At 58.4% G+C, this 25,306-nt stretch carries 8 protein-coding genes; all 8 read right to left on the bottom strand.

The genetic code is table 11. From position 1 onward, the window contains the following. Nucleotides 1-70 precede the first annotated feature (70 nt). Nucleotides 71-5,263 carry an Ig-like domain-containing protein gene (locus tag ABHF33_RS08920; RefSeq protein WP_348946623.1) on the bottom strand — a complete coding sequence of 1,731 codons (5,193 nt, stop codon included), beginning with the start codon at nt 5,261-5,263 and terminating at the stop codon, nt 71-73. A 31-nt stretch (nt 5,264-5,294) separates the two neighbouring features. Further along, nucleotides 5,295-18,122, bottom strand: a complete 12,828-nt coding sequence (locus ABHF33_RS08915; RefSeq protein ID WP_348943635.1) for a retention module-containing protein — start codon at nt 18,120-18,122, stop codon at nt 5,295-5,297. 152 nt (nt 18,123-18,274) lie between these two features. Next, nucleotides 18,275-18,868, bottom strand: a complete 594-nt coding sequence (locus ABHF33_RS08910; RefSeq protein ID WP_348943634.1) for a response regulator transcription factor — start codon at nt 18,866-18,868, stop codon at nt 18,275-18,277. Continuing rightward, entirely contained in the window at nt 18,865-20,304 is a 1,440-nt protein-coding gene (locus ABHF33_RS08905) for an HlyD family type I secretion periplasmic adaptor subunit (RefSeq protein ID WP_348943633.1), read from the bottom strand. Before ABHF33_RS08905 ends, ABHF33_RS08910 begins: the two co-directional genes overlap by 4 nt. Beyond that, nucleotides 20,301-22,487, bottom strand: a complete 2,187-nt coding sequence (locus tag ABHF33_RS08900; RefSeq protein ID WP_348943632.1) for a type I secretion system permease/ATPase — start codon at nt 22,485-22,487, stop codon at nt 20,301-20,303. Before ABHF33_RS08900 ends, ABHF33_RS08905 begins: the two co-directional genes overlap by 4 nt. Nucleotides 22,488-22,549: 62 nt before the next feature. Further along, on the bottom strand, nt 22,550-23,932 hold the full coding sequence (locus ABHF33_RS08895) for an FAD-binding oxidoreductase (RefSeq protein WP_348943631.1): 1,383 nt from the start codon (nt 23,930-23,932) through the stop codon (nt 22,550-22,552). A gap of 28 nt (nt 23,933-23,960) precedes the next feature. After that, nucleotides 23,961-24,899, bottom strand: coding sequence for a homoserine kinase (locus tag ABHF33_RS08890; RefSeq protein WP_348943630.1), 939 nt, complete (start codon nt 24,897-24,899; stop codon nt 23,961-23,963). A gap of 9 nt (nt 24,900-24,908) precedes the next feature. Beyond that, entirely contained in the window at nt 24,909-25,244 is a 336-nt protein-coding gene (locus ABHF33_RS08885) for a DUF2782 domain-containing protein (protein WP_348943629.1), read from the bottom strand. Nucleotides 25,245-25,306: the final 62 nt, after the last annotated feature.

Genomic DNA, 25,306 nt, shown 5'->3' with positions numbered 1-25,306 from the left:
GACAAATACCCATGCAATAAAAAACCCCTGATACCAATCAGGGGTTTTTTGTTGGAGCCAAGGCCGCCGATTAATCGGTGAGCAGATTCTTGTTGTTCAGCAAGGTCTGGATCACCGTCTGATCATTGGAGCCGGTCGCACCCAGATCAATGTTTTTGAGGATGATGGTCTGATCTTCCTGCGCGGTGTAATCCGCAGCGCTGCCGGTAAACTTGCCCGCACTGCTGATATGCACCACCGTATCGCTGCCTGATTTTTCAAAATGCAGGTATTGAGTCAGGTTGCCGCTATTTTCGCCTTGCAGCAAATCACGCAGATCAAGCGCATCACCGGTATTGGCCGTTTTGTCAAAGTCCACAATCAGATCAGTCGCTTTGCTCGCAATATTGATATTGTTGCCAATACCATACGCATTGCCAGCACCGGCAGCAGTTGCACCCGGCGTTGCCGCCTGATCACCCAGAGTCCATTTGAAGACATCGGCACCCGCATCACCGCGCAGCAAGTCATTGCCCGCACCGCCTACCAGCAAATCGTTACCGGCACCACCGCGCAAGATGTCCAGACCAGCACCGCCAAACAATTTGTCATTGCCTGCGCCGCCGTACAAGGCATCCGAGCCATTTTCACCAAACACCGTGTCATCGCCCGCACCCGCATTGACCAGATCGGTCACCGGCTGCATCTGATTCACAATCGACTGTACCATCTTGTCGTTGTTCGCCACCGTGGACAAAGTACCGTCGGCATTCATCAGGAAGTCTTTGCGCGCCCCCGTCAGGAAGTCCGCGGTTGTTCCTTCCAGCACCGAATTATTGGCACTCTGCGTTTCGCCCATATAGATCAGGTCATTGCCCGCACCCGCCTCAACGTGGTCATTACTGCCACCAGTGAGGATAACTTGCGCATTGCCTGTTGCAGTTGATGAATACTGAGCCCCCGCCTGCGGTACGTTATTGGCATTGAAGTAGGCCGAAGTTGCCACATCAATGATGTTACCCGCACCCGATTCAGGTCCGCGAACAAAGTATGAACCTACACCGCCATCACCCGAGCCATCGAGTACGGCATCCGGTGGTACAACACGGACAAAGACAATAGCCTTATCAGTGCCACCGTAACCATCAGACACGGTGTATTCGATCTGCGCTTCACCCAGCCAGCCATTGGCAGGCGTAAAGGTCAGCGTACCATCGGCGTTTTTCGTGACCGTGCCATTGCCGGAAATCACGGTTGGCGTGCCCAGAATGCTCAGCGTATCGCCTTGCGCGTCCTTATCATTGGCCAACACATTCACCGTCACGGCCTGATTCTGCTTGGTGAAGCTGTAATCATCAGCCGCAACTGGCGCAGTGTTATAACGCGGCGGGATCACATTCAGCGTCAACACGCTGTTTGACGTGTCCTTGTCACCATCATTATCAATCAGCGTGTAGCCGATTTTTTCCTGCGCGGTCGCTGTCAGGCTGGTCGGTGGCGTGTAGGTGTACTTGCCGTCGTCCATATCGACCGCAAACAAACCACCCAGCGCCGTAGTAATTTTCAGAATGTGGGTGCTGGCATCAAAGGTGTATTTTGTTCCCGGCGCAGAAGTCAGAATCGAGTTGCTGGCGGTATCAAACGTGAATTTGAAACCATCAACCGAAACGTCATTAATATGCCCGCCATCCGCACCAAACAAGCTGGAGGCGTTACCATTCACCGCAATCTGGCCTGCAGATGGCGTCAGCACGGTATCACGCAGGATCGGTGGCAGTTGCGCCAAGTCGGTGACAATAATCGAATTGGCTTCGCTGCCTGTACCCGCGCCGTTATAAGCAACTGGGTCCAGATTCGTGCTATTGACGCCTGTTCCCAGACCAATAGCCAGCGAATTAATGTCCTTGGCATTAAGGAAATTAGTCCAATCCGTGATTTCGGAACCCACGATCCCATTCGAGCCATTGCCATCGTTTGGCGCGCCATCCGAGAAGAAATACGCCACATTTTGCGCACCAGTCAGCTTGCCAGCAGCGTCATAGTTCGATGTGACTTGCGACAATGCGGCATCGTAGTCTGTCGCAGCCGTATTGGAAGGCGCAGGCAAGGCATTCAGAATGGCTTTAGCTTCCGAAGCCGTCATCCAGACCTGACCATTACTCAGGCGTGTTTGACCACTAGCATCAAAGGTTACCAGCATGATTTTGACGTCACCCACATTGTCATAATCATTAATCAGCTGGGTAATTGCTTCTTTAGCCACTTGCAGGCGTGTTTTGCCGGCAATGCCACTGGCACTGTTCATGCTGCCCGACATATCCAGCGTCAGCACCAGATTGGTATTGATGTATGGCATCTGCACATCAACGGTCTGGCTGGCTCCGATCGGCGCATCGTCTTCGACATTAACAGTCAAAGTACCGTTGCCAACGTTGACGCCATCAGATGCTTTCACACCGACGTTGAAGGATTTCACGTCTTCAGCGCTGGTATTCGGGTGATCGATCGGGCCTGACAGGGTTACATTGTACTGACCTGCATTATTGATCGTGATGGTTGCTACCACCGTACCACCCACAGAACCCACCAGCGTCTGCGTACCATCACCCGACCAGGTGATTGGCTGGCCATTCGACGTTAACGCTTCGCCTGGCTGCTGCAGGGTCACGGTGACCGGGTTACCATCGGCATCCGCTACCGCAATCGTGCCAGAGCGAGACACCAGATCCGTCGTATCCGAAGTACCAGCAGTGTCTTTCAAACCATTGCTCAAACCTTCTTCGGATACGGTTGCCGAACCATTACCCACCGTTGGCGCGTTGAGATTCACCGAGAAACCTTCGGTATCGGTCGCACTGCCGCTGTTACCAGCTGCATCAGTGGTCGTCACTGAGGCATCAATCGTGCGATCTGCATCAGCGGCCAGGTCGGCGCCCGGAACGTTGATGCTGAACACATTGCCTGCCGTCACCAGACCGGTGAAGGTCTTGTTGTTGATGGTCAGTGTGACAGTGTCGCCAACCTTGGCGTCGCCACCCACGGTACCGCTGACCGCAATCGTTTGACCCGCTTCAGCCGCGTTGATGATGTCATCGGCGGTGATGTTCGGGTTCAACGTGATCGTTGGTACTGGCGCTGTGGTATCAACGCTGTAGCCTTCGGTGTCGGTCGCACTGCCGCTGTTGCCTGCCGCATCGGTCGTCGTCACTGAGGCATTGATTGTGCGATCTGCATCCGCCGCCAGGTCTGCACCCGGTACGTTGATGCTGAACACATTGCCTGCCGTCACCAGACCGGTGAAGGTCTTGTTGTTGATCGTCAGCGTCACCGTGTCACCGACTTTGGCGTCGCCACCGACGGTGCCTGTCACGGCAATCGTCTGGCTTGCTTCGGTCACGTTAATGATGTCATCCACTGTGATACTTGGATTCAACGTAATGATCGGCATCGGTGTTGTTGTGTTAACACTGTAACCTTCAGTGTCGGTCGCACTGCCGCTGTTGCCAGCTGCATCAGTGGTCGTCACTGAGGCATCAATCGTGCGATCTGCATCAGCGGCCAGGTCGGCGCCCGGAACGTTGATGCTGAACACATTGCCTGCCGTCACCAGACCGGTGAAGGTCTTGTTGTTGATGGTCAGTGTGACAGTGTCGCCAACCTTGGCGTCGCCACCCACGGTACCGCTGACCGCAATCGTTTGACCCGCTTCAGCCGCGTTGATGATGTCATCGGCGGTGATGTTCGGGTTCAACGTGATCGTTGGTACTGGCGCTGTGGTATCAACGCTGTAGCCTTCGGTGTCGGTCGCACTGCCGCTGTTGCCTGCCGCATCGGTCGTCGTCACTGAGGCATTGATTGTGCGATCTGCATCCGCCGCCAGGTCTGCACCCGGTACGTTGATGCTGAACACATTGCCTGCCGTCACCAGACCGGTGAAGGTCTTGTTGTTGATCGTCAGCGTCACCGTGTCACCGACTTTGGCGTCGCCACCGACGGTGCCTGTCACGGCAATCGTCTGGCTTGCTTCGGTCACGTTAATGATGTCATCCACTGTGATACTTGGATTCAACGTAATGATCGGCATCGGTGTTGTTGTGTTAACACTGTAACCTTCAGTGTCGGTCGCACTGCCGCTGTTGCCCGCCGCATCGGTAGTCGTCACAGACGCATCAATCGTGCGATCCGCATCCGCCGCCAAGTCTGCACCCGGTACGTTGATGCTGAAGACATTGCCTGCCGTCACCAGACCGGTGAAGGTCTTGTTGTTGATCGTCAGCGTCACCGTGTCGCCAACCTTGGCGTCGCCGCCCACCGTACCGCTCACTGCAATCGTCTGACCCGCTTCAGCCGCGTTGATGATGTCATCGGCGGTGATGTTCGGGTTCAACGTGATCGTTGGTACTGGCGCTGTGGTATCAACGCTGTAGCCTTCGGTGTCGGTCGCACTGCCGCTGTTGCCTGCCGCATCGGTCGTCGTCACTGAGGCATTGATTGTGCGATCTGCATCCGCCGCCAGGTCTGCACCCGGTACGTTGATGCTGAACACATTGCCTGCCGTCACCAGACCGGTGAAGGTCTTGTTGTTGATCGTCAGCGTCACCGTGTCACCGACTTTGGCGTCGCCACCGACGGTGCCTGTCACGGCAATCGTCTGGCTTGCTTCGGTCACGTTAATGATGTCATCCACTGTGATACTTGGATTCAACGTAATGATCGGCATCGGTGTTGTTGTGTTAACACTGTAACCTTCAGTGTCGGTCGCACTGCCGCTGTTGCCCGCCGCATCGGTAGTCGTCACTGAGGCATCAATCGTGCGATCTGCATCAGCGGCCAGGTCGGCGCCCGGAACGTTGATGCTGAACACATTGCCTGCCGTCACCAGACCGGTGAAGGTCTTGTTGTTGATGGTCAGTGTGACAGTGTCGCCAACCTTGGCGTCGCCACCCACCGTACCGCTCACTGCAATCGTCTGACCCGCTTCAGCCGCGTTGATGATGTCATCGGCGGTGATGTTCGGGTTCAACGTGATCGTTGGTACTGGCGCTGTGGTATCAACGCTGTAGCCTTCGGTGTCGGTCGCACTGCCGCTGTTGCCTGCCGCATCGGTCGTCGTCACTGAGGCATTGATTGTGCGATCTGCATCCGCCGCCAGGTCTGCACCCGGTACGTTGATGCTGAACACATTGCCTGCCGTCACCAGACCGGTGAAGGTCTTGTTGTTGATCGTCAGAGTCACCGTGTCACCGACTTTGGCATCGCCACCGACGGTACCGCTGACCGCAATCGTCTGACCCGCTTCAGCCGCGTTGATGATGTCATCGTACCGTGATGTTCGGGTTCAGCGTGATCGTTGGTACTGGCGCAGTGGTGTCAACGCTGTAGCCTTCGGTATCGCTGGCTGAGCCAGTATTACCCGCTGCATCGGTCGTCGTCACAGAAGCATTGATCGTGCGATCTGCATCCGCCGCCAGGTCTGCACCCGGTACGTTGATGCTGAAGACATTGCCCGCCGTCACCAGACCGGTGAAGGTCTTGTTGTTGATCGTCAACGTCACGGTATCACCGACTTTGGCGTCGCCACCGACGGTACCGCTAACCGCAATCGTCTGACCCGCTTCAGCCGCGTTGATGATGTCATCAGCAGTGATGTTCGGGTTCAGCGTGATCGTCGGTACTGGCGCAGTGGTGTCAACGCTGTAGCCTTCGGTGTCGCTGGCAGAACCAGTATTACCCGCCGCGTCGGTGGTGGTTACAGAAGCGTTGATCGTGCGATCTGCATCCGCCGCCAGGTCTGCACCCGGTACGTTGATGCTGAACACATTGCCTGCCGTCACCAGACCGGTGAAGGTCTTGTTGTTGATCGTCAGCGTCACCGTGTCACCGACTTTGGCGTCGCCCCCCACGGTGCCTGTCACGGCAATCGTCTGGCTTGCTTCGGTCACGTTAATGATGTCATCCACTGTGATACTTGGATTCAACGTAATGATCGGCGTCGGTGTTGTTGTGTTAACACTGTAACCTTCGGTATCGGTCGCGCTGCCGCTGTTGCCTGCCGCATCGGTAGTCGTCACAGACGCATCAATCGTACGATCTGCATCCGCCGCTAGGTCTGCACCTGGTACGTTGATGCTGAAGACATTGCCTGCCGTCACCAGACCGGTAAAGGTCTTGTTGTTGATCGTCAAAGTGACCGTGTCGCCGACTTTGGCGTCGCCACCCACGGTGCCTGTCACGGCAATCGTCTGACCCGCTTCAGCGGCGTTGATGATGTCATCAGCCGTGATGTTGGCATCCAGAGCAATAGTAGGAGCTAGATCATTGTCTTCAATGCTGCCGATGCCGGTTTTGCCGGTGCTTTCATATTCAGTTTTAGCAGTGAGGCTAAGCGTTTCGCTGCCTTCAACCAACGCGTCGTCAACGACCGCAACGCGGACGGTGAAGCCGGTGGTATTGGCCGGTACGCTAATGCTGTTGCCGACCACAGACTGATACCCTTTGCCGTCGCCGAAGTCGACTTCCACCAATCCGGTATCGCTGCCCAAGGTGGCGCTGATGCCTTGCAAGTCGAGCGTGACTTGCGTCGGCGTGCTGCTGGCATGATCGAGCATCACAGCGAAGTCAACGGCAACGGGGCCGGTTTCCTTGCCGCTGTTGGGGACTTGCGTAATGCTTTGCACGTGCGGCTGGTCGTTGTCAGGGGTGCCAATCGGTGGGTTCGGGCCGGTACGGCCGTCGTCCACAATCGTGCCCACACCAGTGGCGCTGCCAACACCGGCAACGTCCGCTTTGAGGCTGAAGGTTTCTGCGCCTTCAAAGACGTCATCACCGGTGGTCGGTACGCGTACTTGCACGCTGGTGTCACCGGCTTTGATGGTGACTTGACCACCGACAACCGGTACCCAGTTGCTGCCGTTGAAGTATTCGAGTGCGCCGACGTCGCCTGCGGCGGCCTGGCCGGTGCCACCGGCGGTGGTCAGCGTGAGGCTGACAGCGGTGTCGCTGGCCGAAGCAGCGTCCAGTTTGACGGTGAAGACGGCGGCGGTGCCTTCAAACACGACGGTGTCGCCAGTGCCGGTGCCGTTGCCTGCTCCCACAATGGTGATGCCTTGGCTGTCGTTGTCTTCAATGCTGCCGATACCGGTTTTGCCGGTGCTTTCATATTCAGTTTTAGCAGTGAGGCTAAGCGTTTCGCTGCCTTCAACCAACGCGTCGTCAACGACCGCAACGCGGACGGTGAAGCCGGTGGTATTGGCCGGTACGCTAATGCTATTGCCAACGACAGACTGATACCCTTTGCCGTCGCCGAAGTCGACTTCCACCAATCCGGTATCGCTGCCCAAGGTGGCGCTGATGCCTTGCAAGTCGAGCGTGACTTGCGTCGGCGTGCTGCTGGCATGATCGAGCATCACAGCGAAGTCAACGGCAACGGGGCCGGTTTCCTTGCCGCTGTTGGGGACTTGCGTAATGCTTTGCACGTGCGGCTGGTCGTTGTCAGGGGTGCCAATCGGTGGGGTCGGGCCGGTACGGCCGTCGTCCACAATCGTGCCCACACCAGTGGCGCTGCCAACACCGGCAACGTCCGCTTTGAGGCTGAAGGTTTCTGCGCCTTCAAAGACGTCATCACCGGTGGTCGGTACGCGTACTTGCACGCTGGTGTCACCGGCTTTGATGGTGACTTGACCACCGACAACCGGTACCCAGTTGCTGCCGTTGAAGTATTCGAGTGCGCCGACGTCGCCTGCGGCGGCCTGGCCGGTGCCACCGGCGGTGGTCAGCGTGAGGCTGACAGCGGTGTCGCTGGCCGAAGCAGCGTCCAGTTTGACGGTGAAGACGGCGGCGGTGCCTTCAAACACGACGGTGTCGCCAGTGCCGGTGCCGTTGCCTGCTCCCACAATGGTGATGCCTTGGCTGTCGTTGTCTTCAATGCTGCCGATACCGGTTTTGCCGGTGCTTTCATATTCAGTTTTAGCAGTGAGGCTAAGCGTTTCGCTGCCTTCAACCAACGCGTCGTCAACGACCGCAACGCGGACGGTGAAGCCGGTGGTATTGGCCGGTACGCTAATGCTGTTGCCGACCACAGACTGATACCCTTTGCCGTCGCCGAAGTCGACTTCCACCAATCCGGTATCGCTGCCCAAGGTGGCGCTGATGCCTTGCAAGTCGAGCGTGACTTGCGTCGGCGTGCTGCTGGCATGATCGAGCATCACAGCGAAGTCAACGGCAACGGGGCCGGTTTCCTTGCCGCTGTTGGGGACTTGCGTAATGCTTTGCACGTGCGGCTGGTCGTTGTCAGGGGTGCCAATCGGTGGGGTCGGGCCGGTACGGCCGTCGTCCACAATCGTGCCCACACCAGTGGCGCTGCCAACACCGGCAACGTCCGCTTTGAGGCTGAAGGTTTCTGCGCCTTCAAAGACGTCATCACCGGTGGTCGGTACGCGTACTTGCACGCTGGTGTCACCGGCTTTGATGGTGACTTGACCACCGACAACCGGTACCCAGTTGCTGCCGTTGAAGTATTCGAGTGCGCCGACGTCGCCTGCGGCGGCCTGGCCGGTGCCACCGGCGGTGGTCAGCGTGAGGCTGACAGCGGTGTCGCTGGCCGAAGCAGCGTCCAGTTTGACGGTGAAGACGGCGGCGGTGCCTTCAAACACGACGGTGTCGCCAGTGCCGGTGCCGTTGCCCGCACCCACAATGGTGATGCCCTGGCTGTCGTTGTCTTCAATGCTGCCGATACCGGTTTTGCCGGTGCTTTCATATTCGGTTTTGGCGTTCAGGCTGAGCGTTTCGCTGCCTTCGACCAACGCGTCGTCAACGACCGCAACGCGGACGGTGAAGCCGGTGGTATTGGCCGGTACGCTAATGCTGTTGCCGACCACAGACTGATACCCTTTGCCGTCGCCGAAGTCGACTTCCACCAATCCGGTATCGCTGCCCAAGGTGGCGCTGATGCCTTGCAAGTCGAGCGTGACTTGCGTCGGCGTGCTGCTGGCATGATCGAGCGTCACAGCGAAGTCAACGGCAACGGGGCCGGTTTCCTTGCCGCTGTTGGGGACTTGCGTAATGCTTTGCACGTGCGGCTGGTCGTTGTCAGGGGTGCCAATCGGTGGGGTCGGGCCGGTACGGCCGTCGTCCACAATCGTGCCCACACCAGTGGCGCTGCCAACACCCGCAACGTCCGCTTTGAGGCTGAAGGTTTCTGCACCCTCAAAGACGCTGTCTGGCGTGGTCGGTACGCGTACTTGCACGCTGGTGTCACCGGCTTTGATGGTGACTTGACCACCAACGACTGGTACCCAGTTGCTGCCGTTGAAGTATTCGAGTGCGCCCACGTCGCCTGCGGCGGCCTGGCCGGTACCACCGGCGGTGGTCAGCGTGAGGCTGACAGCGGTGTCGCTGGCCGAAGCGGCGTCCAGTTTGACGGTGAAGACGGCGGCGGTGCCTTCAAACACGACGGTGTCGCCAGTGCCGGTGCCGTTGCCCGCACCCACAATGGTGATGCCCTGGCTGTCGTTGTCTTCAATGCTGCCGATGCCGGTTTTGCCGGTGCTTTCATATTCAGTTTTAGCAGTGAGGCTAAGCGTTTCGCTGCCTTCAACCAACGCGTCGTCAACGACCGCAACGCGGACGGTGAAGCCGGTGGTATTGGCCGGTACGCTAATGCTGTTGCCGACCACAGACTGATACCCTTTGCCGTCGCCGAAGTCGACTTCCACCAATCCGGTATCGCTGCCCAAGGTGGCGCTGATGCCTTGCAAGTCGAGCGTGACTTGCGTCGGCGTGCTGCTGGCATGATCGAGCATCACAGCGAAGTCAACGGCAACGGGGCCGGTTTCCTTGCCGCTGTTGGGGACTTGCGTAATGCTTTGCACGTGCGGCTGGTCGTTGTCAGGGGTGCCAATCGGTGGGGTCGGGCCGGTACGGCCGTCGTCCACAATCGTGCCCACACCAGTGGCGCTGCCAACACCGGCAACGTCCGCTTTGAGGCTGAAGGTTTCTGCGCCTTCAAAGACGTCATCACCGGTGGTCGGTACGCGTACTTGCACGCTGGTGTCACCGGCTTTGATGGTGACTTGACCACCGACAACCGGTACCCAGTTGCTGCCGTTGAAGTATTCGAGTGCGCCGACGTCGCCTGCGGCGGCCTGGCCGGTGCCACCGGCGGTGGTCAGCGTGAGGCTGACAGCGGTGTCGCTGGCCGAAGCAGCGTCCAGTTTGACGGTGAAGACGGCGGCGGTGCCTTCAAACACGACGGTGTCGCCAGTGCCGGTGCCGTTGCCTGCTCCCACAATGGTGATGCCTTGGCTGTCGTTGTCTTCAATGCTGCCGATACCGGTTTTGCCGGTGCTTTCATATTCGGTTTTGGCGTTCAGGCTGAGCGTTTCGCTGCCTTCGACCAACGCGTCGTCAACGACCGCAACGCGGACGGTGAAGCCGGTAGTATTGGCCGGTACGCTAATGCTATTGCCAACGACAGACTGATACCCTTTGCCGTCGCCGAAGTCGACTTCCACCAATCCGGTATCGCTGCCCAAGGTGGCGCTGATGCCTTGCAAGTCGAGCGTGACTTGCGTCGGCGTGCTGCTGGCATGATCGAGCATCACAGCGAAGTCAACGGCAACGGGGCCGGTTTCCTTGCCGCTGTTGGGGACTTGCGTAATGCTTTGCACGTGCGGCTGGTCGTTGTCAGGGGTGCCAATCGGTGGGGTCGGGCCGGTACGGCCGTCGTCCACAATCGTGCCCACACCAGTGGCGCTGCCAACACCCGCAACGTCCGCTTTGAGGCTGAAGGTTTCTGCACCCTCAAAGACGCTGTCTGGCGTGGTCGGTACGCGTACTTGCACGCTGGTGTCACCGGCTTTGATGGTGACTTGACCACCAACGACTGGTACCCAGTTGCTGCCGTTGAAGTATTCGAGTGCGCCCACGTCGCCTGCGGCGGCCTGGCCGGTACCACCGGCGGTGGTCAGCGTGAGGCTGACAGCGGTGTCGCTGGCCGAAGCGGCGTCCAGTTTGACGGTGAAGACGGCGGCGGTGCCTTCAAACACGACGGTGTCGCCAGTGCCGGTGCCGTTGCCCGCACCCACAATGGTGATGCCCTGGCTGTCGTTGTCTTCAATGCTGCCGATGCCGGTTTTGCCGGTGCTTTCATATTCAGTTTTAGCAGTGAGGCTAAGCGTTTCGCTGCCTTCAACCAACGCGTCGTCAACGACCGCAACGCGGACGGTGAAGCCGGTGGTATTGGCCGGTACGCTAATGCTGTTGCCGACCACAGACTGATACCCTTTGCCGTCGCCGAAGTCGACTTCCACCAATCCGGTATCGCTGCCCAAGGTGGCGCTGATGCCTTGCAAGTCGAGCGTGACTTGCGTCGGCGTGCTGCTGGCATGATCGAGCATCACAGCGAAGTCAACGGCAACGGGGCCGGTTTCCTTGCCGCTGTTGGGGACTTGCGTAATGCTTTGCACGTGCGGCTGGTCGTTGTCAGGGGTGCCAATCGGTGGGGTCGGGCCGGTACGGCCGTCGTCCACAATCGTGCCCACACCAGTGGCGCTGCCAACACCGGCAACGTCCGCTTTGAGGCTGAAGGTTTCTGCGCCTTCAAAGACGTCATCACCGGTGGTCGGTACGCGTACTTGCACGCTGGTGTCACCGGCTTTGATGGTGACTTGACCACCGACAACCGGTACCCAGTTGCTGCCGTTGAAGTATTCGAGTGCGCCGACGTCGCCTGCGGCGGCCTGGCCGGTGCCACCGGCGGTGGTCAGCGTGAGGCTGACAGCGGTGTCGCTGGCCGAAGCAGCGTCCAGTTTGACGGTGAAGACGGCGGCGGTGCCTTCAAACACGACGGTGTCGCCAGTGCCGGTGCCGTTGCCTGCTCCCACAATGGTGATGCCTTGGCTGTCGTTGTCTTCAATGCTGCCGATACCGGTTTTGCCGGTGCTTTCATATTCGGTTTTGGCGTTCAGGCTGAGCGTTTCGCTGCCTTCGACCAACGCGTCGTCAACGACCGCAACGCGGACGGTGAAGCCGGTAGTATTGGCCGGTACGCTAATGCTATTGCCAACGACAGACTGATACCCTTTGCCGTCGCCGAAGTCGACTTCCACCAATCCGGTATCGCTGCCCAAGGTGGCGCTGATGCCTTGCAAGTCGAGCGTGACTTGCGTCGGCGTGCTGCTGGCATGATCGAGCATCACAGCGAAGTCAACGGCAACGGGGCCGGTTTCCTTGCCGCTGTTGGGGACTTGCGTAATGCTTTGCACGTGCGGCTGGTCGTTGTCAGGGGTGCCAATCGGTGGGGTCGGGCCGGTACGGCCGTCGTCCACAATCGTGCCCACACCAGTGGCGCTGCCAACACCGGCAACGTCCGCTTTGAGGCTGAAGGTTTCTGCGCCTTCAAAGACGTCATCACCGGTGGTCGGTACGCGTACTTGCACGCTGGTGTCACCGGCTTTGATGGTGACTTGACCACCGACAACCGGTACCCAGTTGCTGCCGTTGAAGTATTCGAGTGCGCCGACGTCGCCTGCGGCGGCCTGGCCGGTGCCACCGGCGGTGGTCAGCGTGAGGCTGACAGCGGTGTCGCTGGCCGAAGCAGCGTCCAGTTTGACGGTGAAGACGGCGGCGGTGCCTTCAAACACGACGGTGTCGCCAGTGCCGGTGCCGTTGCCTGCTCCCACAATGGTGATGCCTTGGCTGTCGTTGTCTTCAATGCTGCCGATACCGGTTTTGCCGGTGCTTTCATATTCAGTTTTAGCAGTGAGGCTAAGCGTTTCGCTGCCTTCAACCAACGCGTCGTCAACGACCGCAACGCGGACGGTGAAGCCGGTAGTATTGGCCGGTACGCTAATGCTATTGCCAACGACAGACTGATACCCTTTGCCGTCGCCGAAGTCGACTTCCACCAATCCGGTATCGCTGCCCAAGGTGGCGCTGATGCCTTGCAAGTCGAGCGTGACTTGCGTCGGCGTGCTGCTGGCATGATCGAGCGTCACAGCGAAGTCAACGGCAACGGGGCCGGTTTCCTTGCCGCTGTTGGGGACTTGCGTAATGCTTTGCACGTGCGGCTGGTCGTTGTCAGGGGTGCCAATCGGTGGGGTCGGGCCGGTACGGCCGTCGTCCACAATCGTGCCCACACCAGTGGCGCTGCCAACACCGGCAACGTCCGCTTTGAGGCTGAAGGTTTCTGCGCCTTCAAAGACGTCATCACCGGTGGTCGGTACGCGTACTTGCACGCTGGTGTCACCGGCTTTGATGGTGACTTGACCACCGACAACCGGTACCCAGTTGCTGCCGTTGAAGTATTCGAGTGCGCCGACGTCGCCTGCGGCGGCCTGGCCGGTGCCACCGGCGGTGGTCAGCGTGAGGCTGACAGCGGTGTCGCTGGCCGAAGCAGCGTCCAGTTTGACGGTGAAGACGGCGGCGGTGCCTTCAAACACGACGGTGTCGCCAGTGCCGGTGCCGTTGCCTGCTCCCACAATGGTGATGCCTTGGCTGTCGTTGTCTTCAATGCTGCCGATACCGGTTTTGCCGGTGCTTTCATATTCGGTTTTGGCGTTCAGGCTGAGCGTTTCGCTGCCTTCGACCAACGCGTCGTCAACGACCGCAACGCGGACGGTGAAGCCGGTGGTATTGGCCGGTACGCTAATGCTGTTGCCGACCACAGACTGATACCCTTTGCCGTCGCCGAAGTCGACTTCCACCAATCCGGTATCGCTGCCCAAGGTGGCGCTGATGCCTTGCAAGTCGAGCGTGACTTGCGTCGGCGTGCTGCTGGCATGATCGAGCGTCACAGCGAAGTCAACGGCAACGGGGCCGGTTTCCTTGCCGCTGTTGGGGACTTGCGTAATGCTTTGCACGTGCGGCTGGTCGTTGTCAGGGGTGCCAATCGGTGGGGTCGGGCCGGTACGGCCGTCGTCCACAATCGTGCCCACACCAGTGGCGCTGCCAACACCGGCAACGTCCGCTTTGAGGCTGAAGGTTTCTGCGCCTTCAAAGACGTCATCACCGGTGGTCGGTACGCGTACTTGCACGCTGGTGTCACCGGCTTTGATGGTGACTTGACCACCGACAACCGGTACCCAGTTGCTGCCGTTGAAGTATTCGAGTGCGCCCACGTCGCCTGCGGCGGCCTGGCCGGTACCACCGGCGGTGGTCAGCGTGAGGCTGACAGCGGTGTCGCTGGCCGAAGCGGCGTCCAGTTTGACGGTGAAGACGGCGGCGGTGCCTTCAAACACGACGGTGTCGCCAGTGCCGGTGCCGTTGCCCGCACCCACAATGGTGATGCCCTGGCTGTCGTTGTCTTCAATGCTGCCGATGCCGGTTTTGCCGGTGCTTTCATATTCGGTTTTGGCGTTCAGGCTGAGCGTTTCGCTGCCTTCGACCAACGCGTCGTCAACGACCGCAACGCGGACGGTGAAGCCGGTAGTATTGGCCGGTACGCTAATGCTATTGCCAACGACAGACTGATACCCTTTGCCGTCGCCGAAGTCGACTTCCACCAATCCGGTATCGCTGCCCAAGGTGGCGCTGATGCCTTGCAAGTCGAGCGTGACTTGCGTCGGCGTGCTGCTGGCATGATCGAGCATCACAGCGAAGTCAACGGCAACGGGGCCGGTTTCCTTGCCGCTGTTGGGGACTTGCGTAATGCTTTGCACGTGCGGCTGGTCGTTGTCAGGGGTGCCAATCGGTGGGGTCGGGCCGGTACGGCCGTCGTCCACAATCGTGCCCACACCAGTGGCGCTGCCAACACCGGCAACGTCCGCTTTGAGGCTGAAGGTTTCTGCGCCTTCAAAGACGTCATCACCGGTGGTCGGTACGCGTACTTGCACGCTGGTGTCACCGGCTTTGATGGTGACTTGACCACCGACAACCGGTACCCAGTTGCTGCCGTTGAAGTATTCGAGTGCGCCGACGTCGCCTGCGGCGGCCTGGCCGGTGCCACCGGCGGTGGTCAGCGTGAGGCTGACAGCGGTGTCGCTGGCCGAAGCAGCGTCCAGTTTGACGGTGAAGACGGCGGCGGTGCCTTCAAACACGACGGTGTCGCCAGTGCCGGTGCCGTTGCCTGCTCCCACAATGGTGATGCCTTGGCTGTCGTTGTCTTCAATGCTGCCGATACCGGTTTTGCCGGTGCTTTCATATTCGGTTTTGGCGTTCAGGCTGAGCGTTTCGCTGCCTTCGACCAACGCGTCGTCAACGACCGCAACGCGGACGGTGAAGCCGGTGGTATTGGCCGGTACGCTAATGCTGTTGCCGACCACAGACTGATACCCTTTGCCGTCGCCGAAGTCGACTTCCACCAATCCGGTATCGCTGCCCAAGGTGGCGCTGATGCCTTGCAAGTCGAGCGTGACTTGCGTCGGCGTGCTGCTGGCATGATCGAGCGTCACAGCGAAGTCAACGGCAACGGGGCCGGTTTCCTTGCCGCTGTTGGGGACTTGCGTAATGCTTTGCACGTGCGGCTGGTCGTTGTCAGGCAATCCGGGTTGGCCAGGTGGCACCTTGCCGCTACCGTTGTCGATAATGCTGCCATTACCAATCACCGTTTGCCCGTTAACGATCGCTTGTAGCTGGAAGGTTTCTTTGCCTTCATAGACGCTATCTTGCGTGGTTGGCACACGAACCTGCAGACTCGCCGTGTTGGCCGGAATAGTGACTTTACCACCTGCAACAGCCACCCAGTTGCTGCCGTTGAAGTATTCGAGTGCGCCGACGTCGCCAGCAACTGCCGTATTACTACCGCCTGTGAGCACATTCAGACTCACTTCGGTCGGTGTCGCAGCCGGATTGCTCAGTGTCAGCGTGAAGACGGCACCACTACCTTCCGACACGCTATCATTGCCCAAGGCCGGATTGATTGTCAGGCTTGGTGGCGCGACGTTGTTGTCGTTATCTAGGATGTCACCGCTTACGGCGGCGGTGAAAGCGGTGTCGTATTGGCTCTTCGCTGCCAGCGTGATGTTTTCGGTGCCTTCGATCAGGGCATCGTCAACTACGGCGATGCGGATCTGGAAGTCGGTAGTATTGGCCGGAACATCAATACTGCTACCGCTCACCGGGATATACGTCGCACCACCGTCAAAGCTCACTTCAACTGCAGCCGTGTCGCTACCCAGTGTTGCAGTTCCGTTTTTGAGCTCGATGGCGACCTGGGTCGTTGTCGTGCTCGCGTGATCAAGCTTCAAGCTGTACACAACGCCCACCGAGCCTTGCTCGTTGCCCGGGGTGACGCCTGCAATGCTGACTTTAGGCTGGTCGTTGTCGGGCAGGCCAGGCTGGCCTGGTGGCACCGTACCTGTTGCATCATCAATGATGCTGCCGTTACCGGTAGCAGTTTGCCCATTAACCGTGGCTTGCAACTGGAAGGTTTCTTTGCCTTCATACACACTATCTTGCACGGTAGGGACACGGATCTGCAAACTGGTTTCATTGGCTGGCAGGGTTACTTTGCCGTCTACGACCGGCACCCAGCTGCTGCCATTGAAGTATTCAAGCGCACCTACATCGGCTGCAGACGCCGTATTGTTACCGCCAGTGAGCAAATTGAGCGTTACTTCAGTTGGCGTTGCCGATGGGTTGCTCAGTGTCAGTGTGAAAACGGCGGCGCTGCCTTCCGACACGCCGGCGTTGCCTAGATCGGGCGTGATGCTCAGATTGGCGCTGTCGTTGTCGGTGATGCTGCCGTCTGCACTCACGCCGCCGATGGTCAATGGTACGGTTTCGGTGCTTTCGATCAGTGCGTCGTCCACCGTTGGCAGAGTGACGCTAAAGCTGGTGACGCCAGCTGGCACGGTGATTTTCCCGGTGGCGGCGTCATAGGTAACGCCGTTGCTGAACGTCAGATTAGTGCGATCGATATCGGCTTCGACTGCGCTGCCGCCGCCCAGCACAAAACTGTAGCTTTCCGCTTTCGGGCTTGCGGTGCTCAGTGTGACGTTGTAAACCAGTGCGTTGCCTTCAACGACGCTGTCGTCTTGCGGGCCAGGCTGACCAACTTCGATTTTGGCAATCGGCGGAGTCGGTACGTCACCCACATTGACGGTGAGCTGGGCAGTGTCAGTGCCGCCTTTGCCATCGCTAATGGTGTAAGTGATCACCACCGGGCCCAGTACATTGGTCGCAGGGATGAAATTGAGCGTGCCGTCTGGGTTTACCGTGACCGAGCCTTTGCTTGGGTCTTGCAGGTTGGCACCGGTTACAGTGAGGGTATCGCCGTCAACGTCTTTGTCATTGCCGAGTACGTTGATATTCTGTACGGGGGTATTGATCAAGGTGCTGGCTGTGTCGTTGATCGCGTCTGGTGCGTCGTTCACCGGCGTAACGCCAACATTCACAGTCAGCGTATCAGTACCACCTTTGCCGTCGGACACGATCACCTGGAAGCTGTCCGGGCCGTTGTAATCGGGATTAGGCGTGTAAGTCACGCGCCCATCGGGTAATACTGTCGCACTTCCATTGAGCGGATCGCTGATTTTGCTATAAGTCAGCGTGTCACCGTCTTGGTCACGGGCGCTTAGCTGGCCACTTACCGGTGTATCTTCGGATGTAGTAACGCTAACATTGTTAGCCAGCGGGTTGCTATTGGCGTCGACAAAATCCGGGTTGCGATTGTCGGCCGGTACTTCAGATTGGGCTTCACTGCTGGCCGCGACAGGCGCAATTGGTTCGGCAGGTGGCAGGGCGGTCGCGAATTCGAAGCTGACCGGATCAACCTGCTCCACAATCCGCAGCAAACGGACAAAGCCGCTGCCCTCGCCCTCACCACCCGCGCCATTCAGACCCGCAGCGGTAGCTTCGAGTTCTTCGGAAAGATCTTTACCCTGATTCAGCGCATTGATGATCTGGTCTGCGCTGGCGTCGGTATTGGCGACTTTGGCTTCAGTCGCGTCAGTCGGCTGGGTCGCCGCCAAATCGCCATCCAGCAGCAGATTGCGGTCTGCGCCCAGCTCGATCACCTGGCCGTTAGGCAGCAGCAGCGTCACATGGCCGGTGGCCGAAGTAAAAATCACCTGGCCTTCCTGCAACTGATCACCCGCCACAACAGGGGTCACTTTGCCGCTGGCATCGCGGATAAATGCTTCGCCTTCGACAACAACGATTTGTTGGGGTGCTTTATTGTTGCTGCTGATGATTGTTTCGGCCATGACGCATGCTCCAGAATTAGATTTTCCTAATGATGGAATTTACGGCACTGGCATGAATCTGGCGACTGTACCAAAGTACAGTCAGCCCGGAAGACGGATAAGCGGTTGATCAGAAAAGGGAATTTTGCCGAGAAATGGCGAGAAAAAAGCGACTAACCCAGTCCGTTGACTCGCAGCACCAGCTGGACGCGATCGCTGACCTTGAGCTTTTCAAAAATCAGCGATAAATGTGCCTTGACCGTGCGCTCGGTGATGTCGAGCTGGCGGGCAATTTCCTTATTGCTCAGGCCTTTTGCCGTCAGCTGTGCTACCTGGGTTTCGCGCTCGGACAAGCCTTGCAGGCTGGCAGATTGTGCCGGTAAACGGTTGACGGCGCTCACCAGACGCTGCACCAGCGAGCGTCCGGCCCAGATCTCACCCGCCTGAATCACTTCGACAATCTGCTCAAGCAATGGCGCGGGTGCATAAGCATGGCAATAACCACTAAAGCCCAGCTGCAGCGCCCGATAGCCCTCTTCGTCATTCGGCGTCGAGCTGGCGAGCAAAACCGCGTGCCCCGCTACCTTGCCTTGCTCTGCCAGCCGCTGCCAGCCCATCTCGCCGCGGCAGGCGGCGTCAACAATCAGCGTCGCACCAGCGGGCAAAGGCGCGGCACCCACCTGCTGCAGCGGATACGCCGCCAGACTTTGCTGCCAGTGCGCCAGCAAGACCGGATCATCGCTGATCAAATAAAGAGTTCGGCTCATCGTTCGCTCAATGCGCTGGATTTAGCGCGCAACACAGGTTTTAGCAAATAGGACAGCACGGTTTTCTTGCCGGTCAACACATCGACCTCGGCGATCATGCCCGGAATAATCGGCAGGCGTTTGCCGTCTTTTTCCAGAAAGCCCTCGGTCGTGCGTACCCGGATCAGGTAGAACACATTGCCTTTTTCATCCTTGACGGTATCAGCGCCGATTTGCACCACTTCGGCGGCCAGACCGCCATAAATCGAGAAATCATAGGCGGTGAACTTGACGGTGGCCTGCTGCTTGGGGCGCAAGAAGGCAATATCGCGCGGCTGGATTCTCACTTCCAGCATCAGGCTCTCTCCCGATGGTACGATTTCGATAATGTCTTTGCCCGGCTGCACCACGCCGCCCACCGTATTGGCGAACAGCTGTTTAACCGTGCCGTCCATTGGCGAGCGGATTTCCGATTGTTTAACGCGATCGGCCAGCCCCACATTGCCTTCCGAAATCGAGCTTAACTTGCCGCTGGTTTCGGCCAGCTCGGTGCGGGCCTGATTGCGAAAGACCAGCTCGACTTCCTGAATTTTGCGGCTGGCTTCGGAAATCGAAGCCTGCACACGCGGAATCTGTGCACTGGCACTATCACGCTCGCCACGGTAGCGCGACACATCGCGCTCAAGACGCAAGACTTCAACATCGGACACCGCGCCGCTTTTCAGCAAGGGCCGTGTGGCATCGAGTTCTTTCTTGGTTAGCTCATAGCCTTGCGATGCTTGCTCGCGACGCGTGCGAATCTCGTTGAGCTCCTGCGTGCGCTGATTCATTTGCTGGCGCGCTACGCCCAGGCTGGCATCGAGCTCGGAGCGCTTGGACTCGTACAGCATCTGTTCCTGATTGGCGATTTCGGGCGCTTCGGTCAGCACCTCTTCGGGCATGGTAAAAGGCTTGCCATTGGCCAGTGCATCGAGCCGTGCGGCCTTGGCTTTCAGCGACAGATATTGCGCCCGGCTTTCTTTCAGCGTGGAGACAAAGCGCGTTGAATCAATCTTGAGCAGCAGCTGGCCTTTTTTCACCTGCTGACCTTCGCGCACCAGAATTTCCTGCACACTACCGCCATCCAGACTCTGGATCACCTGCAATTCACGCGAAGGAATCACTTTGCCCTCGCCCTTGGTCACTTCGTCCAGCTCGGCAAATGCCGCCCACAGAATCAGCACAAAAATCGCCAGTGCTGAGGCTCGGATCAACACGCGTGCACCATGCGGGCTTTGCTCGACGATGGTGTGGTTGGCGTCTGCGATATAGTCGCTATCGTCGATCAGGTCTTTTTCTTCGGCAAAAAAGATATAGCGATCAAACAGCATATCGCTGCGATTGCTGATTTTGCTCCAGATGCGTTTGAAGATATTTGGTTTGGCCTGCGTCGGCATCATGTTTGCGTCCTTCATCATGCCGCCCCTCCGGCTTTGCCGATCCGGCCTTGTTGCAGGGCCTCGACCACTTGCGCTTTCGGCCCGTCAGCCATCACCTGCCCCTGATCAATCACGATCAGGCGATCGACCAGCTCAAGCAAGGACGTGCGATGCGTCACCAGCAACATGGATTTGCCCGCCAGATAGGTGCGCAAACGCTGCTTGAGGCGTTCTTCGCTTTGATGGTCCATCGCACTGCTGGGCTCGTCCAGAATCAGCATGGGTGGATCGTTCAAAACAGCCCTGGCAATCGACACGGCTTGCCGCTGGCCACCCGATAATGAATCGCCCCGCTCGCCAATCTGCATATCAAAACCACGCGGATTGGCGTTTACAAACTCGGCAATCCCGGCCAGCTCGGCCGCCGCGAGCACTTGCGCGTCGTCAGCCGAGGCATTGCCCAACGCGATATTTTGCTTGAGCGTGCCAAAAAACAGCAGCGGATCTTGCGGTACAAAACCGATGGCGCGACGCAGCTCGGCCGGGTCTATCTGGCGGGTATCGATCCCATCGATAAGCACAGCGCCCTCTTCCGGCTGATACAGTCCCAAAATCAGTTTTTCTATCGTTGTTTTGCCCGAGCCAACCCGGCCGATCACGCCCACTTTTTCGCCTGCTTGCATTTTGAAGCTGACATTTTTCAGCGCAATATCGTCGCGATCCGGGTAGCGGAAAGTAACATTGCGAAATTCGATTTCGCCACGGAAGCTGTCGCGATGCAAAAACGAGCTATTGGCCGGGCGCTCAATCGGCATTTGCATATGGCTTTCCACCGCACCGAGCGAGGTTTTGGCATTCTGGTATTGCATCAGCAAACCGGCCACCTGCCCCAGCGGCGCCATCGCTCGCCCCGCCAGCATGGATGCGGCAATAATCCCACCCATGGTGATCTTGCCGTCAACCAGCAGATACACGCCGACAATCACAATCACAATCGACACCAGCTGGGAGATGGCTTGAGCAAAGTTCACCGTCGTGGTCGACAGCAGCTTCAGACGGCCACCGATTTGTGCCAGAAAGCGTGTTGCCCGCTCATAGCGGCGCTGCATCTCGCCTTCGGCGCTCATAATCTTGATGGTTTCCAGCCCCACCATGCTTTCAACCAGCGTCGCGTTGCGCTGGGCAGCCGCGCGCTGCGTTAGCTCGACCATCTGGTTCATCTTGGCCTGCGCCAGCCATGAAAAACCGACAATCAGCAGCGCGCCAATCAGCGGCGGCAGCACCAGCCACGGTGAAATCCAGATCAGCACCAGAAAGAAAATCAACACAAAAGGCAGGTCAACCAAGGTAGTGATCGACGCTGAGGCGATAAAATCACGCACCGACTCAAAGGCGCGCAAATTGGCGGTGAACGAGCCAACCGAAGCGGGCTTGGCGCTCATTTTTACCCCCAGTACGCGCTCCATAATCAAGGCGGACAAGGAAATATCAATCCGCTTGGACGCTACATCAAGGATGTAGCCGCGCGCGGTGCGCAGCACAAAATCAAACCCCAGTATCAGCCCGGCGCCCAGCGCCAGCACCCATAGCGTTTCGATCGCGTGATTGGGCACCACCCGGTCGTACACATTCATCGAGAACAGCGGCATCGCCAGCGCGAAAATATTGATCAGCAGGGCGGCGATCAAGGCATCGCGATAGATCCGCCAATTGTCGTACATCGCGCCCCAGAACCAGTGGCGCTCACGAATCTGGCCCAGCTCGGGCGTGCGCAGATCAAAGCGAAAACGCGGCCGCACAATGATGGCAATACCGGAATATTGCGCCGCCAGCTCGGCTTCGCTAAAGACTTCAACCGCCTCGGCGGTTTCGGGCATCCGCACGCGAAAACGCCCGTCGAGGAGTTTTTCCAGCAACACGCAGGCACGTTGATCGTGCAGCAGAATAATCGTCGGGTATAGGCGCTCGGGAATATCGTTCAAGCCCTGCCGCAACACCCGGGCCGATAGCCCTGCGCGTGAAGCCGCGCGAGGCAGCAAGGATGGCGTGAGGCGGTTTTCCACCAGCGGCAAACCCGCAGCCAGCGCCTGTGCTGTCCAGGGCTCGCCGTGCAGACGGGTCAGTTCAACCAGACAATCGAGCAAAGGATCAAAATGAGCCTGACTTTCCGAAACGTGCCAGCCGAACTCATGGTTGCTACTATTCGTGCTCGATTGCGTCATGACATGCCTTGAACAATAAGATAAGCCCATTGGCCAGCCCAAATGGCCGGCCCGAATTAAATCTACAACACTTTGCCCGGATTGAATAAGCCTGCAGGGTCCAAGGCCGCCTTAATGTGGCGCATCAAACCCAGTTCGAGGCTGGGGCGTGTCTGCTGCAGTGTGTCGCGTTTGAGCTGGCCGATGCCGTGCTCGGCGCTGATGCTGCCATTGCGCGCAGCCACATTGCGGTAAACCACCTCGTTGACCGCGTGTTCATGCGCATACACCGCTGCCGTTTTATCGGCCAGAAACAGGTTGTAATGCAGATTACCATCGCCCAGATGGCCAAAGGCCACAATTTGCGCGCCGGGAAATGCTGAAAGCATCTCAGCATCGCATACTTTCAGAAAGTCAGGTATTGCACCAATGGGCAAGCTGATATCGTGCTTGATGCTGACACCATCAATCCTTTGCGCTTCAGGAATAGACTCACGCAAAGCCCAGAAATCCGCCGCCTCGCCCAGCGTCTGCGCCACGTAGGCATCCATGCAGCCATGGGCAAACAGATATTCGGCCAACCTATCCGTCAGCGCGACCGAATCGCCGCCATCGGATAGCTCGATCAGCACGCACCAGGCCGGGCTGGTATCGAAAGGTTGCGCCAGCCGGGGGAAATGTTTTTTCAGCAAATCCAGACAAGGCGCGGAAATCAGCTCGAACGACGTGACCCTATCGCCCACCTCGGCCTGCAAGCCGCGCAGCAAATCTACCGCTGCCGCCGGATTATCCAGCGCCACCAGTGCGGTGGCGTGTGCCGTAGGCAGCGGATACAGCCGTAACACGGCTTGGGTAATCAGCCCCAGCGTGCCTTCCGAGCCGACAAACAATTGCTTGAGATCGTAGCCGGTATTGTCCTTGCGCAAGCCGCGCAAGCCATCCCAGACCTCGCCGCTGGCCAGCACCACTTCCAGCCCCAGTGTCAGCTCGCGCATATTGCCGTAGCGCAGCACATTCACGCCACCGGCATTGGTCGCCAGTGCACCGCCGATCTGGCAGCTGGCCGCCGCAGCCCAGTTGGCCGGGAATAATCTATTGGCCGCCAGCGCCGCCTGCTGCACCTGAGCCAGCGTCACGCCAGCCTGCACGGTCATGGTGTTGTTATCCGCATCGACCTGAATAATGTCTTTCATGCGCTCCAGCGAGACAATCAGCGACTGGCCTTCATTGAGTGGCGTGGCCGCACCGCACAAGCTGGTGTTACCGCCTTGCGGCACGATGGCCACCTGATGTTCTGCGCACAGGCGCACCAGCTGCTGCACCTGTTCGGTACTTGCCGGGCGCGCCACGGCGATGGCTTGGCCTTGATAGCGGCGGCGCTGATCCAAACAATAAGGCGCCGTATCGGCGCCAAACAGGATGGCATGCGAAGCCTGCCATTGATGCAATTGCTCTAGAAAACTCATTCACTATCCTGAAAAACGAGGATTCGGGCTACAGCCAGAAATCCGTGCGCCGCTGGTGATGCTCGATAACGCGTTGGAAATGGCCGGGGTCTTTGGCAAAAGTCATCTCGCCTGCCGCCGGTTTGTGGAAATCGAGCAGTCGCGACACCCAGAACCGCAGCGCAGCGGCGCGCAACATAATCGGCCAGTCGGCCACTTCATCGCTCGTCAGTGGACGAACTGATTGATAGCCCGCCAGCATCGCTTTAGCGCGCTCGGCGTCAATATCGCCGTTTTCCAGCACACACCAATCGTTCAACGTAATCGCCAAGTCATACAGCAGGATGTCGTTGCAGGCGTAGTAGAAATCGATAAATCCGCCCACCTGATCGCCATTCATCAAGGCATTGTCGCGGAACAAATCGGCATGGATCACGCCTTTGGGGAGCTGATCGAATTTGTGCTCCGACTGCAGTTTCACCTCGGCGTGCAGCAGTGCGGCGTCGGCCTCATTCATAAACGGATACATATCATGCGCGGTGGCAGACCACCATTGCGGGCCGCGCGGATTGGCCATCTGGCCGCTGTAGCTGGCGGCGGCCAAATGCATTTGCGCCAGCATTTCCCCCACCTGAGCGCATTGCACCGCGTTCGGGCTATCGGTTACCGCACCGGGCAGGCATGGCACCAATAAGGTGGGCTTGCCGTTTAGCTCATCGACATAGTCGCCATGCAGATTGGCAATCGGCGCGGCAATCGCAATACCGTGCTGGCCTAGGTGCACCATCAGGTTCACGTAGTACGGCAGCTCGTCGGCACGCAGTGTTTCAAACAGGGTCAGGACATACTTGCCATGAGTCGTGGTGACAAAGTAATTGGTATTGGTGACCCCTGCGGCAATCCCCTTGATCTCGACCAGCTGACCCAGCGAATAGCGCTTCAGGAACGGGGTTAAATCTTCGCGGCTAACAGTAGTAAAAACAGACATTCAATTATCTCAAAATTCCAGCAAGACCCACGTTGGGACGGCGATATTGTCGGTCATATCGCGGCGCATGAATTCGCCTTTGCCGGTCGGGTCAATCAGGTAATAGGGCTTGCCCACTTTTGGCGTTACTTTTACTTGGTACAGCTTGCCGCGCAGTCGGTATTCGGCAAATGTCGCATCGTCTTTTTCGATAATGCGCACTTCAGGGCCGGACTCAACCTCGGTAGGGGTGTCTTCGGTTGGCATGGGTGGCGGCTGGTCAGCCACCACTTCGGCAAATGTCGGAGCGGCCAGCGCCCCGAGCAATACAGCAATCAGCACATTTCTCATGATTCCGCTTCGCATGGTTCGCTCCCTTAAGATGTGAATAGCTCGTTTATAATGGGCGGCACACCCAATCACAGTAT

Source organism: Chitinibacter sp. FCG-7, assembly GCF_040047665.1.
GTDB classification, from domain to species: Bacteria; Pseudomonadota; Gammaproteobacteria; order Burkholderiales; family Chitinibacteraceae; genus Chitinibacter; species Chitinibacter mangrovi.
This window is presented reverse-complemented; position numbering and strand designations above follow the sequence as displayed.